The sequence below is a fragment of the Marinomonas dokdonensis genome (assembly GCF_052747885.1).
Genome location: NZ_JBRAND010000003.1, coordinates 540,595 through 554,972 on the forward strand (window position 1 = coordinate 540,595; position 14,378 = coordinate 554,972).

General features: G+C 45.3%; 14 protein-coding genes and 9 tRNA genes. 12 read left to right on the forward strand and 11 right to left on the reverse strand.

The genetic code is table 11. From position 1 onward, the window contains the following. The first annotated feature begins 279 nt into the window (after positions 1-279). Positions 280-1,653 carry a nucleotide 5'-monophosphate nucleosidase PpnN gene (gene ppnN / locus ACUM5Y_RS10335; protein ID WP_445976799.1) on the forward strand — a complete coding sequence of 458 codons (1,374 nt, stop codon included), beginning with the start codon at positions 280-282 and terminating at the stop codon, positions 1,651-1,653. 48 nt (positions 1,654-1,701) lie between these two features. On the opposite strand, the gene glsB is transcribed toward ppnN, so the two are convergent. From glsB to ACUM5Y_RS10355, 4 genes are all read right to left on the reverse strand, one after another. Further along, positions 1,702-2,613 carry a glutaminase B gene (gene glsB / locus ACUM5Y_RS10340; RefSeq protein WP_445976800.1) on the reverse strand — a complete coding sequence of 304 codons (912 nt, stop codon included), beginning with the start codon at positions 2,611-2,613 and terminating at the stop codon, positions 1,702-1,704. A 147-nt stretch (positions 2,614-2,760) separates the two neighbouring features. Beyond that, positions 2,761-3,627: an NAD(+) diphosphatase gene (gene nudC, locus ACUM5Y_RS10345; RefSeq protein ID WP_445976886.1), complete on the reverse strand. Its 867-nt coding sequence runs from the start codon at positions 3,625-3,627 to the stop codon at positions 2,761-2,763. A gap of 23 nt (positions 3,628-3,650) precedes the next feature. Next, positions 3,651-4,676, reverse strand: coding sequence for an L-threonine 3-dehydrogenase (gene tdh / locus ACUM5Y_RS10350; protein WP_445976801.1), 1,026 nt, complete (start codon positions 4,674-4,676; stop codon positions 3,651-3,653). 9 nt (positions 4,677-4,685) lie between these two features. After that, positions 4,686-5,882, reverse strand: coding sequence for a glycine C-acetyltransferase (locus ACUM5Y_RS10355; RefSeq protein WP_445976802.1), 1,197 nt, complete (start codon positions 5,880-5,882; stop codon positions 4,686-4,688). A 204-nt stretch (positions 5,883-6,086) separates the two neighbouring features. Between ACUM5Y_RS10355 and ACUM5Y_RS10360 the strand changes: the two genes are divergently transcribed. From ACUM5Y_RS10360 to ACUM5Y_RS10400, 9 genes are all read left to right on the forward strand, one after another. Further along, complete coding sequence (locus tag ACUM5Y_RS10360) at positions 6,087-7,151, forward strand: polysaccharide deacetylase family protein (protein ID WP_445976803.1); 1,065 nt, start codon at positions 6,087-6,089, stop codon at positions 7,149-7,151. A 62-nt stretch (positions 7,152-7,213) separates the two neighbouring features. Beyond that, positions 7,214-7,304 (forward strand) — tRNA-Ser (locus tag ACUM5Y_RS10365). 42 nt (positions 7,305-7,346) lie between these two features. After that, positions 7,347-7,422, forward strand: a tRNA-Asn gene (locus ACUM5Y_RS10370). Between the two features lies 1 nt (position 7,423). Continuing rightward, a tRNA-Pro gene (locus ACUM5Y_RS10375) sits at positions 7,424-7,500 on the forward strand. Positions 7,501-7,523: 23 nt separating this feature from the next. After that, positions 7,524-7,599: transfer RNA gene (locus tag ACUM5Y_RS10380), tRNA-His, on the forward strand. Between the two features lie 14 nt (positions 7,600-7,613). Continuing rightward, positions 7,614-7,689 (forward strand) — tRNA-Lys (locus tag ACUM5Y_RS10385). Positions 7,690-7,727: 38 nt separating this feature from the next. Continuing rightward, positions 7,728-7,803, forward strand: a tRNA-Asn gene (locus tag ACUM5Y_RS10390). 1 nt (position 7,804) lies between these two features. Next, positions 7,805-7,881 (forward strand) — tRNA-Pro (locus tag ACUM5Y_RS10395). Between the two features lie 35 nt (positions 7,882-7,916). Further along, a tRNA-Lys gene (locus ACUM5Y_RS10400) sits at positions 7,917-7,992 on the forward strand. A 369-nt stretch (positions 7,993-8,361) separates the two neighbouring features. On the opposite strand, the gene ACUM5Y_RS10405 is transcribed toward ACUM5Y_RS10400, so the two are convergent. The 7 genes from ACUM5Y_RS10405 to ACUM5Y_RS10435 form a co-directional block, all read right to left on the reverse strand. After that, positions 8,362-8,445, reverse strand: a tRNA-Tyr gene (locus ACUM5Y_RS10405). Positions 8,446-8,499: 54 nt separating this feature from the next. Then, positions 8,500-9,486: a ProQ/FINO family protein gene (locus ACUM5Y_RS10410; RefSeq protein WP_445976804.1), complete on the reverse strand. Its 987-nt coding sequence runs from the start codon at positions 9,484-9,486 to the stop codon at positions 8,500-8,502. A 17-nt stretch (positions 9,487-9,503) separates the two neighbouring features. Continuing rightward, the gene (locus ACUM5Y_RS10415) at positions 9,504-9,710 is read right to left on the reverse strand and encodes a hypothetical protein (protein ID WP_445976805.1); all 207 of its coding nucleotides are present in this window, start codon (positions 9,708-9,710) and stop codon (positions 9,504-9,506) included. Further along, positions 9,670-10,137, reverse strand: a complete 468-nt coding sequence (locus ACUM5Y_RS10420) for a hypothetical protein (protein ID WP_445976806.1) — start codon at positions 10,135-10,137, stop codon at positions 9,670-9,672. The genes ACUM5Y_RS10415 and ACUM5Y_RS10420 overlap by 41 nt, the downstream gene beginning before the upstream one ends. Further along, on the reverse strand, positions 10,134-10,364 hold the full coding sequence (locus ACUM5Y_RS10425) for a cell division protein ZapB (RefSeq protein ID WP_445976807.1): 231 nt from the start codon (positions 10,362-10,364) through the stop codon (positions 10,134-10,136). The genes ACUM5Y_RS10420 and ACUM5Y_RS10425 overlap by 4 nt, the downstream gene beginning before the upstream one ends. Positions 10,365-10,387: 23 nt before the next feature. Further along, positions 10,388-11,578, reverse strand: coding sequence for a flagellar assembly protein T N-terminal domain-containing protein (locus tag ACUM5Y_RS10430; protein WP_445976808.1), 1,191 nt, complete (start codon positions 11,576-11,578; stop codon positions 10,388-10,390). Position 11,579: 1 nt separating this feature from the next. Next, the gene (locus ACUM5Y_RS10435) at positions 11,580-12,197 is read right to left on the reverse strand and encodes an LPP20 family lipoprotein (protein WP_445976809.1); all 618 of its coding nucleotides are present in this window, start codon (positions 12,195-12,197) and stop codon (positions 11,580-11,582) included. A 375-nt stretch (positions 12,198-12,572) separates the two neighbouring features. Between ACUM5Y_RS10435 and dinB the strand changes: the two genes are divergently transcribed. Then, a complete protein-coding gene (gene dinB / locus ACUM5Y_RS10440) occupies positions 12,573-13,631 on the forward strand; it encodes a DNA polymerase IV (protein WP_445976810.1) in 1,059 nt (352 codons plus the stop codon). Positions 13,632-13,704: 73 nt separating this feature from the next. Further along, positions 13,705-14,373, forward strand: coding sequence for an alpha/beta hydrolase (locus tag ACUM5Y_RS10445; protein WP_445976811.1), 669 nt, complete (start codon positions 13,705-13,707; stop codon positions 14,371-14,373). Positions 14,374-14,378: the final 5 nt, after the last annotated feature.

The following is a 14,378-nucleotide window of genomic DNA, read 5'->3' on the forward strand; positions in this document are numbered from 1 at the left end:
GTGTTGTTTTGTTGGTTTTATGTTAGGTAGTTGGAGCATTAGTTTGCGCAAAGGTGAAGAAAAGATGTTTTCCAAGGCAGAGCAAGCGCGATTCTAGGCTTTTCTGATAAGCGCAAAGCAAGGTCGATAAAGTGCAACGAAAGGCCGTTACTATTCTTTTGAGTTTGCGAATTTCAATGCTAAATAATTGTTTTTATTTACTTTGAGTTTAGGGCATGATGAAAAGGTAGAGAATGAAAGAAAGCCAAACGCCTATAGAAGATAAGAAGGAGGGCGAATATGACATATGAAGGTCGTATTGATGCATTAGTCGCACCTAAGGGCGCACTAGAAATGCTGTCTCAAAATGAAATTTCCCGAATGTCCGAAAAATCCGGACCTTTAAATGATTTGTTCCGTCGCTGCGCATTAGCCATTTTAAATTGTGGTAGTGACTCAGATGATCCGCAAGCCGTTATGGATAAATACCAAGATTTTGGTATTCGCATCATCCAGCAAGAACGCGGTGTGAAATTAGAGCTTACCAATGCGCCCGCCAGTGCTTTTGTGGATGGCAAGATGATTAGTAGCGTGCGTGAAATGCTGTTCAGTGTGTTGCGCGATATTATTTTTTCTTACCATGAATACAGCTTGGTGCGTAATGAGAAAGAAGCTAGCTCCGATGAAATCACCAATGTGGTCTTTGAATTGCTGAGAAATGCCAATGTGTTTCGCCGCATTCAAAGTCCAGACATGGTGGTGTGTTGGGGCGGACACTCTATTGCCCGCCACGAGTACGACTATACGAAACGGGTCGGTCATGAGTTGGGTCTACGTGATTTAAACATTTGTACTGGCTGTGGTCCTGGTGCAATGAAAGGGCCAATGAAGGGGGCAGCTATCGCCCATGCCAAACAGCGTAATCGAAGTGGTGTGTATTTGGGGCTAACCGAGCCTGGCATTATTGCTGCGGAATCTCCGAACCCTATTGTTAATCAGCTGGTCATCATGCCTGATATCGAGAAGCGACTAGAGGCCTTTGTACGCACAGGGCACGGCATTGTTGTATTTCCTGGGGGCGCTGGTACCGCTGAGGAAATTCTCTACATTCTTGGCATACTGCTGCACCCTAATAACGCCGATGTGCCTTTCCCGCTGGTATTCTCAGGGCCAAAAGAGAGTGCTGACTACTTTGAGCAGATTCATGCCTTCATTGGTGATGTGCTGGGCGTTGAAGCGCAAAATAAATACCGCATTATTATTGATGATGAAGTGGAAGTTGCGCGTGTCATGAAGCAAGGTCTTGAGGAAGTACGCCAATACCGTAAATCCCAACAGGATGCGTTTTATTACAATTGGAAATTGTATATTCCTGAAGAGTTCCAGCACCCGTTCGAACCGACCCATGAAAAGATGCTGGGCCTGAATTTACATTTTGATCAAGAAACACATTTGTTGGCGGCAGATCTGCGAAGGGCATTCTCTTCGATTGTGGCGGGGAACGTAAAGGCTCAAGGTGTGGCTTACATTAAAGAGCATGGACCTTTTGAAATCCATGGCGACAGTGCTTTGCTCGCTAAGTTAGATGCTTTGTTACAAGCTTTTGTCACTCAACAAAGGATGAAACTGCCCGGCAGTGAATACATCCCTTGTTATAAAGTTTTAACAGATTAGTAAAAGTGAGATACAAAGGGCGCAGAGCGTCCTTTGTTGGCTTATAGCTTAGCCAAAGACCGACCAGCCTTGGTCAGCAGAAAGGGCTTCTAAGGCCGCCATACCTGCCAAGGAATTGCCGGCCTTGTTAAGCTCTGGCGACCAGACACAAATGGAATAACGGTTCGGTACAATGGCAATAATTCCTCCACCCACACCACTTTTACCCGGTAAACCAACGCGATAAGCAAAGTTACCTGCTTCATCATATAAACCACTGGTGGCTAATAAACCATTAATTTGAGTGGTTTCTCTAGCGCTTAAAATGCTGTCTCCAGTGTGAGGGGAAACCCCCTTGTTAGCCAGAAAACTAAAAGCCTTGGCTAAATCAACGCAGCTCATTTTCATGGCGCAGTTGTCAAAATAGTTGTGCAAGACGCTTTCAACATCATTATCAAAATTGCCAAAGGCCTTCATTAAATACGCCATGGAAGCATTTCGAGCGCGAAACTCGTACTCAGAGTCAGAAACAATTTTATCCGAGTGTAAGTCTGGGTTGTCTGCTAGACGACGGATAAAGCCGCGCATCGCATAGTGAGGTGTGGCGAAACGAGACTGAATCATATCGCTGACCACCAAGGCGCCAGCATTTATGAAGGGGTTACGCGGAATGCCAGCTTCGTATTCCAATTGTACTAAGGAATTAAATGGGTTGCCTGAAGGTTCACGGCCCACTCTTTGCCACATACTTTCGCCATAATGTTTAATGGCCAGCGTTAAGCTAAACACCTTCGAAATACTCTGAATAGAAAAAGGCGTATCCGCTTGGCCTGCTTGATACAGAGAGCCATCGTGGCCGTAAATCGCGATTCCAAACTGGTTGCCATCCACATTGGATAACGCAGGGATATAGTCTGCAACTTTCCCTTTACCAATAAGTGGCTTAACTCTTTGTTCTATAGATTGAAGTAGTGCTTGCACGGTGCGCTCATTTAGCCCAGTGAAAAAAGAGCGTTTAGTATAGGGATAGCCGTTACAAAGCCAAAATGTTTTTTGGCTTCTTATGGCTAATTAGGAGAGTAAAACAGCCTACTATGATTTAGGAGGCTGTTGTGCTCTGAGTCAGTGCTAGTCATGCTGTTTGATATGCTCTATGTGGCGCAGTATCAATTGGCCTGAGATGGTTGCTGGGTTGGGAATATGCGGCAAATCATCTAGAGGGTACCAGTCGGCTTCGTCAATCTCACCGGGGGCGGGCTGAATCTCACCACTTTCGTAATCAGCGAAAAAACCCACCATAAGCTGATGAGGAAAAGACCAAGGCTGGCTGTCCACATAGCGTATATTTTTTACTTTCAGCCCAACTTCTTCTTGTACTTCTCGCGCTACGGCTTGCTCTAAGGTTTCACCCGCTTCGACAAAGCCAGCGATGTTACTAAATTTTCCTTTCGGGGCGTGTAGGCCGCGGGCAAGCAGGACGCTATTGCCTTTGCGAATCGACACTATGATGCAGGGAGATATTCTGGGGTAGTGACGTAAGTTGCAACTAGGACAAATCTTGGTGTGCTCCCTTGGGTGCTTTTTGTCCATTCTAGTACCACAGCGGCCGCAAAACTTGTGGTCTTTGTCCCAAGTGGCTAGCTGGTGAGCACGACTAAGTAATAGATATTGGTCGTTATCCTGTGCAAAGAGTAATTCTCTTAAGTCCGCTTCAACAAAGCCTTTTGGCATGTTGGTAAAACTGCATACAAAAACATCTTGTCCTTGCCACTGACCGCAGAAAACCGCACTCATGGACGCGTCGGGCTGAAAGTCGGAAAGTTTGAAAAGGTAGCGTTTATCCGCTTCAACGAGAACTTGGTTGCGATGCAGTAGTATAAAAAGGGCATCAGGATGCGGAGTAGGGTGGAGTTGAGTACCAATTTCTAACATGTTTGTGCTCTGTTGCCGTCTTGAAAAGATAACGCTAACGCTATCTTCTTCAAGACGCAACATACTCAAGCATTAACTCATGGATTTTATTGCCAATCTAGAATGACTTTTCCAGACTGACCGGATGCCATGGTGTCAAAGCCTTGTTGGAAATCATCAACTGAAAAATGGTGAGTAATAATGGGGCTGATGTCTAAGCCTGATTGCAGCATAGCGACCATCTTATACCAAGTCTCGTACATCTCACGGCCATAAATGCCTTTGATAATTAAACCTTTGAAGATCACCTGATTCCAATCGATCGATGTGTCCTTGCTAGGAATACCCAGCATGGCAATTTTGCCTCCGTGGTTCATGTTTTCCAACATGGACTCAAAGGCCATAGCATTGCCTGACATTTCTAGTCCCACGTCAAAGCCTTCATGCATATTAAGCTCTGTCATGACGTCTTTTAGGGACTCGGTTTGGACATTTACGGTTCTGGTAGCGCCCATAGATTTAGCGAGGGCAAGACGATAGTCGTTTACATCGGTAATGACCACATTGCGGGCCCCCACATGCTTGGCAATGGCCGCAGCCATGGCGCCAATTGGACCTGCCCCGGTGATCAGCACATCTTCACCAATCAGGTCGAAAGATAGAGCGGTGTGTGCGGCATTACCAAAGGGGTCGAAGATCGCCGCCATGTCATCACTGACGTCATCAGGAATCTTGAAGGCATTGCTGGCAGGAATCACGAGGTATTCCGAAAAAGCCCCGCTACGATTTACCCCAACGCCTATGGTTTCTCGACATAAGTGACGACGACCCGCACGGCAATTACGGCAGTGACCACAGGTAATGTGACCTTCGCCTGACACGCGATCGCCAATCTCAAAGCCTGAAACCTCAGGGCCAATTTGCGCTATTTCGCCAACAAATTCGTGCCCAACCGCCATGGGGACTGGAATGGTTTTTTGTGCCCAATCGTCCCAATGGTAGATGTGCATGTCGGTACCACAAATAGCCGTTTTACGAATTTTGATTACCACATCGTTATGGCCGCATTCAGGTGCTTCCGCTTCGGTCATCCAGATGCCTGGTTGAGAGTGAGTTTTGGCTAATGTTTTCATCTGAACCTCTTAAATAATGCCTAGGTCTTTGCCGACTTTGGTGAAAGCTGCAATGGCTGTGTCGAGTTGTTCTATGGTCAGAGTGGCTGACATCTGGGTACGAATTCTTGCTTTGCCCATAGGTACTACTGGGTAAGAGAAACCGGTCACAAATACTCCTTCTTGGAAGAGTGCATTGGCCATATCTTGAGCCAGTTTAGCATCGCCTAGCATCACTGGAATGATAGGGTGGTCGCCGGGCACAAGTTCAAAGCCTAGCGCACTCATTTTTTCTCTAAAATATTGGCTATTGGTTCTGAGTTGTTGGCGTGCTTCGCCACTTTGCTTTAAAGATTCCAAAATGTATAAGCTGGTGGCGGTAATCATTGGCGCTAACGCATTAGAGAATAGATACGGACGTGAACGCTGGCGTAGCCAATCAATAATAGGTTTTGCTCCGCTGGTGTAGCCGCCAGAAGCGCCACCTAATGCTTTGCCTAGGGTGCCAGTAATAATGTCGACACGACCTAATACTTGGCAGTATTCATGACTACCACGGCCGTTTTCTCCTAGAAAACCTACCGCATGGGAATCATCCACCATCACTAGGGCGTCGTACTTATCTGCCAAATCACAGATGGACTTTAGGTCAGCAATAATGCCGTCCATGGAAAACACCCCATCGGTCACGATTAACTTGGTTCTAGCGCCATCTCTATCGGCTTGTTGCAAAGTCGCCTCAAGCTCCGCCATATCGTTGTTGGCGTAGCGGTAGCGCTTAGCTTTACATAAGCGCACGCCGTCTATGATGCTGGCGTGGTTAAGAGCATCACTGATAATGGCATCTTCTTTATCCAATAAGGTTTCGAAGAGTCCACCATTCGCATCGAAGCAAGAGGAGTAGAGGATGGTGTCATCCATCTGCAAAAACTCACTGAGGCTTTTTTCTAGTGCAGTATGAGTGCTTTGTGTGCCACAGATAAATCGTACTGAAGCCATACCATAGCCATACTCATCTAAGGCTTGGTGGGCGGCATTGGTCACGCCCTGGTCATTGGCAAGACCAAGGTAGTTATTTGCACACAAATTGATAAGCGGCTGGCCATCCTGGGTAGTGATTAGGCTTGATTGTGACGAGGTAAGAGGACGCTCTGTTTTATACAAACCTTGGCTTTCAAGTTGGTTTAAATTGGTTTCAAGCTGCTGATAAAAAGATGACTTACTCATGGCGACCTCTAAATTCAATAATAAGTGATTAACGTCTTGAGTTTGAGTGTAGAAGGGATTGCTTATTAGGTGTAGAGGCAGTGACCTAGCAAAACGACCATAACAGTTGTCCTTTTTTATTGGGTAATGTTAAGCCTCTCTTGGCTGTTCATCTGGGGCGTGTGTCGCGTAGAATGAGCGTATCGAAATTAAAGAGAGATAAATATGTCGTCAAAAATCATGTATGGAATCGTCACTGGTGCACTATGTGCCAGCACAGCAGTACAAGCACAAGATTATTTACCTGTGTTGCAATATCACCATGTGGGCGAGAGTACGCCATTTTCGACGTCGGTAACGCCAGAGCAATTTACTGAGCAAATGGATTATCTAAAAACGGCGGGCTTTCAGGTCGTTGATTTATACCAAGCTCTGGAAGATTTAAAAGCACATATAGCCTTACCAGAAAAAGCCGTCGCCATTACCTTTGATGATGCCTACCGTAATATTTATTTGGCAGGCTTCCCTATCATGAAGGAGCGTGGCTTCCCTTTTACAGTGTTCATTAATACTCAGCCTGTGGAGCAATCTAATCGCCACTTTCTCACTTGGCAGCAGATGAGAGAAATGGAAAGCTCAGGGGGCGTATTTGCCAATCATACAGTGAGCCACCCTTATATGTTGCGCAAGCTAGAAGGTGAGTCCGATGAGGCTTGGCTGCAACGTATGACAGACGAAGTGGATGCTGTAGAGGATTTGCTGAATAAACACCTTGGTCATTCACCTAAAATGTTGGCTTACCCTTACGGTGAATCAAATGGACAAATTCGTGACTTGATGAAACAGCGAGGCATTATGGCCTTTGGCCAGCAGTCCGGTGTGGTCAGTGCAGATTCAGACTTTGAAAACCTGCCGCGCTTTCCTGCCTCAGGGAATTATGCCAAGTTATCGACATTAAAAACCAAGCTGAACGCTAAACCAATGCCATTGGTTGAAGCGCAAAACGGAGGCGACTTTGCGACCGATCAGCCCGTCTCCCTTAAGTTAACCTTTAAAGAAGGTAAGTACCGATTCACAGATTTGACCTGCTATGTGTCTGGGCAAGGCAAAGCGACGCTTGATTGGGTATCGGATAATGAAGTGGTGGCAATGGCAGAGAAGCCTTTCCCTGTTGGCCGCGGTCGCATTAACTGTACTATGCCGGATTATTCTGGTCAGCATTATTACTGGTATTCCAATGTCTGGATACATGCGTCTGCAGAACTGGGCTATGTAAGTGAAAAAAGTTAAATTTTTTTAAAAAAAATGTTGCACTGAAATTTCAAATCAGTAATATACACCTCGCTCGCAACGGAGGGGTGGCAGAGCGGTTTAATGCACCAGTCTTGAAAACTGGCGTAGGTTAATAGCCTACCGAGAGTTCGAATCTCTCCTCCTCCGCCATCTTCCTTTAAGGAAGTGTGTTGCGAACAAGATAAAATTAGTTCCTCGATAGCTCAGTTGGTAGAGCAAATGACTGTTAATCATTGGGTCACTGGTTCGAGTCCAGTTCGAGGAGCCATCGGAGTATAGCGCAGTCTGGTAGCGCGCCTGCTTTGGGAGCAGGATGTCGGGGGTTCGAATCCCTCTACTCCGACCATTTTTTATCATCATCTAGTAATGGTGGGCGTAGCTCAGTTGGTAGAGCTCCGGATTGTGATTCCGGCGGTCGTGGGTTCAAGCCCCATCGTCCACCCCATTACTCAGATAGTTGGGTCGTTAGCTCAGTTGGTAGAGCAGTTGACTTTTAATCAATTGGTCACTGGTTCGAATCCAGTACGACCCACCAACTATCTCAATGCTAAAATTCTGCATTATCTGATTAATTCCTCGATAGCTCAGTTGGTAGAGCAAATGACTGTTAATCATTGGGTCACTGGTTCGAGTCCAGTTCGAGGAGCCATCGGAGTATAGCGCAGTCTGGTAGCGCGCCTGCTTTGGGAGCAGGATGTCGGGGGTTCGAATCCCTCTACTCCGACCATTAGATATACCTCTTAGCATTATCCTTTTATGAGCGGGTCGTTAGCTCAGTTGGTAGAGCAGTTGACTTTTAATCAATTGGTCACTGGTTCGAATCCAGTACGACCCACCATTCTTTTTTGTTTCTCTTTATTCTCTTGTTAGTCTAGTCGCTCAATATTATTTTCTGCTATCTGCTATCTGCTATCTGCTATCTGCTATCTGCTATCTGCTATCTGCTATCTGCTATCTGCTATCTGCTGTTCTTGATAGATCTTCGCTGATCTAAAGGTTTGTTGGTTTCTTTGGGTGCGCCTATGCAGACAGACTGGTGTGTCTGTTTTGCGTGGCTTGTGTCGGAATGAGTGAATGGCGGTGCGTTGTGCTTGTCTGGTGTTGATAAACGAAAAAAAGTTTAGCGTACCGTGAGGTTATTTTAGAGTGAGAGTTTTTCGTTTTGAAATGGTGTGATAAGTGATTGTTTCTACAAGGAAAGTAGAAATGGTGGAGGGAGGTGGATTCGAACCACCGAAACTTTCGTGGCAGATTTACAATCTGCTCCCTTTGGCCACTCGGGAACCCCTCCACAGCAGCGCGGCATATATTATAAGCCGCACTTAGTTCTGTAAAGCTTTTATTTCTATTTTTTTAATAATTTTTCAAGTTTTGCTTTCATGCGCTCTTCGGCAGATAAATTGCTGTAAGCATCATCTTCTTGTTTCTGTGGGTTGCTCTTGTGTTTAGGCTTATTGTGTTGCTTGGCCTGAGGTTTGTTTCTAGGGCGTGTAGGCTGGTTTTTATCTGTCTTAGGGCGATTTACTGTCGCTTTGTTTTTCTTCGGTAACATGGCTTCCGGTAAGGCTGGCTCGTTGTTTACCGGTTGGCCTTCAAGATCAATACGAGGCTGTCCAGACAAAAGGCATTTTTTGTATCTGTCTGAGCGCGTGTAAGCCGCTAGGGCGCGTTTTTGTTTACTGGCATTAAAGTCATCATCCAATACCATATCTTTGTCGATACCAACTTTAAGAGGCTTTGGTTGGTTCCAGTCGAATGCTTTCGGATAACGGTCTTCCAGCATCTTGATTAGACGACGATTGTTCTTCTGGTTTTTTTGACGTCTCTTTTGCTCTGCACTTAGCTCTGGTGTTGCAGCTTGGCTGTTTTCACCAGTAAGCGCGTCGGAGCTACCTTCTGCTGAGGCTTCTTGCGTTGGCAAGGTTTCTTCAGCCGCTGCTGTTGCTTCTTCTTGTACTTCAGGCAGTTCGTTTATTTCTGTTTGAGGTTTAGTCATGTCAATCGTCTGTTTATCTATCGTGGCTTTTGCACTGGAATCAGCGCACTCAGGTAATAGGTTGAAGCTCAATTGAGTTTCAACCGGATAAGGTTTGTTGGTTTTTTTGGTGGCTGGTTCCGGCGTTAATAAGTCAAGGGAGTCTTCTATGTAGAGTTGAAGCTGTTCCTCAGTTGAGCGATCGGCCATGTGCTGTAGAAGATCCATTGAAGCACTGTAATCTGACGTGTTCGTGCTTGCTTGACTTGTTAACTGCTGGATTTGCTCATTGGCTCTGTCCAATTCTTCTAATAGCTGACTAACTCGATGTTCGAGTTGGGCAATAAGTTGTTCCATAAAACAAAGCTCAATCTTTATAGTGGTGTCAAGGGAATGCGAGGGGCTTTAGTTAGCCCCAGCATTTCCTGTTTCTGGTGGTCATTAGGCAAAACGAAAGCAATGTTTTGACCGTTTTGCCACCAGAGATAGGCAAGTGAAACGGTTAAGCCTATGGCTAGCATGGGGACAAATCTCATGGTGTTAGAAGGTGAGTCCTGCGCCAACCATGAAGTGCTTGTCATAAACATCACTTTTGCTGTTAAGAATCTTAATAAAAACATCTAGGCGAGTGGCATCCGATGTCGCAACACGAAAGCCTGCTTCAGGGTAATAGGTTACTTCATCATAGCTGGCGATACCGGCACCAATGTAAGACCACATAGGAATACCTGGGAACAGTTGGAAAGCAGGTGTTGCACTGTAAAAACGTGTGCCGAGTACCACTGCACTCTCAAAGTCTTCACCTATGATAAAGGAAAAACCACCATACACAGAAATGTTAGATGGAGACACTAGCTCCATTCCAGTATTAACAATGGAGGTGATATTTTTATCTTCTGTTGTCGGGCGAGCGGCCGTTGACTCAAAGGTTACCAAGCTTGCAATTTGATTCTCTGCCGAAGCTTGAGTGCTGAAGATAATTAATGCAGCGAGGATGATGGATCTCATTGTTTATCATCCAATTGGTTGAGGCGCTCTAGCATCTGAGATAAAGAAGACTCCCAAGTCGACTGTTGCGCGTTGTTTTGTTCGATGCTGGATTGAAGCTCGCTTTTTTCTTCGCTTAATTCGTAATTCTGCATTTCCAGTTCAGAAATGCGCTTGCGTAGAGAGCCAATTTCTTCAACCGCTTCGTTAATGCGTTGCTCAAGGTGATGTAGTAGTTCGTGGTTCATTATAAAATCCTAAAAAGTATGTATTACCAAGCAATTACAACGTCTTGTTGTTGGACGTTGAGTATTTGAGCGTCTATTGCCAGCTCACCAATCGAAAAGTGTGGCTGAACCTGAGTGATTGTAACATTGATATTAGCGTTATTCAGCTGAGATTGTGCGTCTTGTAGCTGGTTAAATATCTCATAACGACGATAAACGCTAAAGTTATCGCCTTGCTTAATGCCTGCTAATGAGCCTGCAGCAATGTGGATCCGGTTACCTTCCGTGCGGAAAATCTTCGCCATAAATGGCTGGCAGCGAAGTTTTTCGCTGGTATCGATCGCGCCTTTTTTGATAACTTGCTCAATCACTTTACCATAATGAGTCGACCAAAATCTTGTTGTTCCAAAACCAACACGAGCATGGTCTGAAATATCCCAGTTGCCCATCTCATTGTATCGCTGTTGAAATAGCAAAGCGCCATTAAGGCTATCATACAAGTAAATATCGACGACAAAATTGCGTTCTTTTAAATTTTCATCAAGAGGTTGGCTATGTTTGTTGTCTGGCTCCCTTAAATACACTTCCCCCATATCACGGATGACACCGCTTACTAGGTACTGAGCGCCGAGCTGATCGCCAACCATGGAAATGTTGCTGAGAGTACGGTCGTTATTGTTAGTGATGGGGGCATTAATTGTGTCTGGATAGAGGGCAATGTTTGTGGCTGTTAAGGCGTTGAGATAGCCTTTGTTGTTGATTTCGTCGGCTAGGCTTTTGGGAAACTCTCTTGAGATGTTGCTCAATGCGCCTAGATTCGCTTGCTGAGGTGTTTGTATTTCAAAGCCTGTGATGGCAACCGATTTTTTGTAGTAATGGGTAGAGCCTGTGCTGCATTGAGAATCTGCGGTGACCTCGACTTGGGCTATGACTTTGAGAAAGTCGCCATTACGCTCTTCTGAAATGACTCTGGCTTTCTGAACTCGGCCCGCGCTACGTATTTCAATGCTGGATTCAAGCTCGCCATTTTCTAAATGGTCTTTAACACTGACTCTCGAACTGGATTCAAGTACAGCTTGTTTTATAGCTTGTTCTGTCGCACGGTATCGAGCATCAACAAGGTCATCGTTGTAGATGACAGCTTCGCCCACAGCCCGAACGTTAAGCGCAAAGCTTAGAGTTGGGGTAAGCGAGATGAAAAGAAGGCTAATTGATAGTGCTAAAAAACGTGCCATTTTATTCAATAGTATAGAAATTAGTCGCGGGCTTGGCTGGGCTCTCTATGTTAACAGATTGGCTAGCAGAGCGGACTTGGCAACTAGGGTTGCTGGTTAGGCTTTCTGGTGAGCTAACACATTGTCGGAAGTTGTCTTGTAGTGCCATTTCAACCACAGTCTCAAAGGTGCCGTCCTCGTGCTCACGTTGTGATACTACTTTGGCGCCAACAAGATAGGCATCAACATAGGTTCTTAGCTCATCATGTTGCAAAACCATATTGCTTAAGGAGCTTGAACCGTCAATTTTAAGACCGTAAACACGTTCCGAAAGATTACGGTAAGCATCTAGAGTAGAGCTACGTAGAGTCATGATACGAGTTTGAGACTTAGAGTAACGCTTGCTTGTCATCATCGCTGCATAGCCTGTTGCGGTTACAATGATGGGTTCACTCTGTGCAACCGTGACCACCTGGTTATTGGAGGTGGTGCCAGTGTTGGCATAGGTGGTTGAGGTATTGCCATTACAGGGGGCAACACTAGTACAATTTTGCGCGCTGCTATCTGTCGTCGTTGTCTGGCAACCATATAAAACAATGGTGGCGGCCGTAATTAAAGATAAGCGTGTTAATAATGTCATTGTGTTGTCCTGAATTTGGAAATCCGTATCGAGAGTATTCTTATCGTTGCTCAACTGGAGGTCATTCTAAGCGTCATTTCATCATCAGCCATTTGCTATCACGATTCACAACATAAACGACACAAGGGGCAAAGCAACTAGATGTTGAAAATGTAAACTATTTTGAGGGTGAGCGTCCATGTTTGGTAGTGCAAAAGTGAGGTTTTTATCGGTTTTTACTCATATAAACCCTATATGTGGCTAGTTTTTAAAAAAAGTCTGGGTAGAACAGGGAATTAAGGCGAGATTGTTTGTGGTGATAAAGTTCTGTTTAGTGCTGGCTGAAAGGCGATCAATTGATTATTATACTGTATATTTATACAGTTTGAGGTTGTTTTGTCTCAGCGCAAAATCATCCACATTGATGCCGATTGCTTTTATGCCGCCATTGAAATGCGGGATGATCCAAGCTTATGTGAGTTACCCATTGCCATTGGTGGGCCAGCAAATACGCGCAGTGTCTTAGCCACGGCCAATTACGTCGCCCGTTCCTATGGGGTACGTTCTGCTATGCCGACCGCTATGGCGTTGCGTTTGTGCCCATCCCTGAAAGTCCTGCCCGGTAATATGGCGAAATATCGTCAGGCATCTGAACTAATGCATGAAGTTTTTCGTGAATACACCACAATTATTGAACCATTATCCTTAGATGAAGCGTACTTAGATGTGACCCATGCCGACGCTTACCAAGGCAGCGCGACCCTCATTGCGCAAGCGATTCGTGAGAAAATCTTTGCCAAAGTCGGGATTACTGTGTCAGCAGGAGTGGCCAGCAACAAGTTCCTCGCGAAAGTAGCCAGTGACTGGCAAAAACCCAATGGGTTAACTGTTGTAACACCGGAGCAACAGGATGAATTTGTTGCTGCTGTGCCAGTAAAGAGAATATCGGGGGTGGGTAAGGTGGCTCAAGAGCGGTTTACCAAGCTTGGCGTTGAAACCTGTGCGGATCTACAAAAGCTAGACTTTGCTTTATTGCAAAAGGCTTTTGGCACTATGGCGTTTCGCTTATCTCAATTTGCCCTTGGCATAGATGATCGACCCGTGAGCACCTCTAGAGAGCGAAAAAGCATTTCTGTTGAGCATACTTTCGCGAAAGATCTTCAAGGCTTGGCGGAAGGGGTGGCAGTTCTGCCGAAACTGTTGCAAGAGCTTGAACAACGCATGACGGGGCGCAATTTCGAAACCCGTTTAAATAAATATTACTTAAAACTTAAATTCGATGATTTTACGCAAACCACCATTGAGCGGCCTATTAAAGAAAAACTCTCCGTACAGATATTCAACGAGCTATTTCAGCAGGCTTATCAACGTCAGCAAAAACCGATTCGGCTGGTGGGGGTTGGCTATCGTTTGGTGACCGAGTCTCCTCAGCAAATGTCTCTGATTTTTGAATGAAGAGCCTTCATTAAAAAGCTTTTATGGTAGGCTAGGGGCATTTATTTAAGCTTACGTCATAAGAGAGGAAACTATGTCAGAGTTATTGCCCTGTGTTGAGGTCGAGATAGGTGAAAAACCACAACATTGCGTAATATGGCTACATGGATTGGGTTCAGATGGTCATGATTTTGAAGGGTTAGTGCCAAGTTTAAATCTAGAAAAAAGTTTATCTGTTCGATTCATTTTTCCCCATGCGCCCCGTCGTCCTGTCACAGTGAATGGTGGTATGGCCATGCGCGCTTGGTACGATATTTATGAAATGACCCTTGATCGCAAGGTGGACATGGAGAATATCCAAGAGTCTTGCGAACAAATTGAAGCCTTGGTTGCCGCGCAGATTGATTTGGGTATTCCGACAGAAAACATTGTTATAGCGGGTTTTTCTCAAGGCGGAGTGATTGCTTACCAACTGGCATTACATTCCAATCACAAATTTGCCGGTGTTATGGCGCTATCGACGTATCTAGCTGACAGTGATCAAGTGCCACCTGCACAAGAGTGTGTGAATGGTAAAACACCACTATTGATTCATCACGGCTCCCAGGATCCAATTGTTGACCCAAGCTTGGCGGTCAAAGCGAAAGACCTGTTTACTAAAAAGGGTTTTGATTTGGTCTACAAAACTTACCCTATGCCACACTCTGTATGCCCAGAACAAGTTATCGACATATCTGCTTGGTTGAATGAGCGTCTTTCCTAATTAGC

What these genes read in the sequence shown, in the direction of transcription:
- ppnN (WP_445976799.1), top strand. Translation starts at nt 280, where the DNA reads ATGACATATGAAGGTCGTATTGATGCATTAGTCGCACCTAAGGGCGCA.
- nudC (WP_445976886.1), bottom strand. Translation starts at nt 3,627, where the DNA reads ATGTTGCGTCTTGAAGAAGATAGCGTTAGCGTTATCTTTTCAAGACGG.
- tdh (WP_445976801.1), bottom strand. Translation starts at nt 4,676, where the DNA reads ATGAAAACATTAGCCAAAACTCACTCTCAACCAGGCATCTGGATGACC.
- ACUM5Y_RS10355 (WP_445976802.1), bottom strand. Translation starts at nt 5,882, where the DNA reads ATGAGTAAGTCATCTTTTTATCAGCAGCTTGAAACCAATTTAAACCAA.
- ACUM5Y_RS10360 (WP_445976803.1), top strand. Translation starts at nt 6,087, where the DNA reads ATGTCGTCAAAAATCATGTATGGAATCGTCACTGGTGCACTATGTGCC.
- ACUM5Y_RS10410 (WP_445976804.1), bottom strand. Translation starts at nt 9,486, where the DNA reads ATGGAACAACTTATTGCCCAACTCGAACATCGAGTTAGTCAGCTATTA.
- ACUM5Y_RS10415 (WP_445976805.1), bottom strand. Translation starts at nt 9,710, where the DNA reads ATGACAAGCACTTCATGGTTGGCGCAGGACTCACCTTCTAACACCATG.
- ACUM5Y_RS10420 (WP_445976806.1), bottom strand. Translation starts at nt 10,137, where the DNA reads ATGAGATCCATCATCCTCGCTGCATTAATTATCTTCAGCACTCAAGCT.
- ACUM5Y_RS10425 (WP_445976807.1), bottom strand. Translation starts at nt 10,364, where the DNA reads ATGAACCACGAACTACTACATCACCTTGAGCAACGCATTAACGAAGCG.
- ACUM5Y_RS10430 (WP_445976808.1), bottom strand. Translation starts at nt 11,578, where the DNA reads ATGGCACGTTTTTTAGCACTATCAATTAGCCTTCTTTTCATCTCGCTT.
- ACUM5Y_RS10435 (WP_445976809.1), bottom strand. Translation starts at nt 12,197, where the DNA reads ATGACATTATTAACACGCTTATCTTTAATTACGGCCGCCACCATTGTT.
- ACUM5Y_RS10445 (WP_445976811.1), top strand. Translation starts at nt 13,705, where the DNA reads ATGTCAGAGTTATTGCCCTGTGTTGAGGTCGAGATAGGTGAAAAACCA.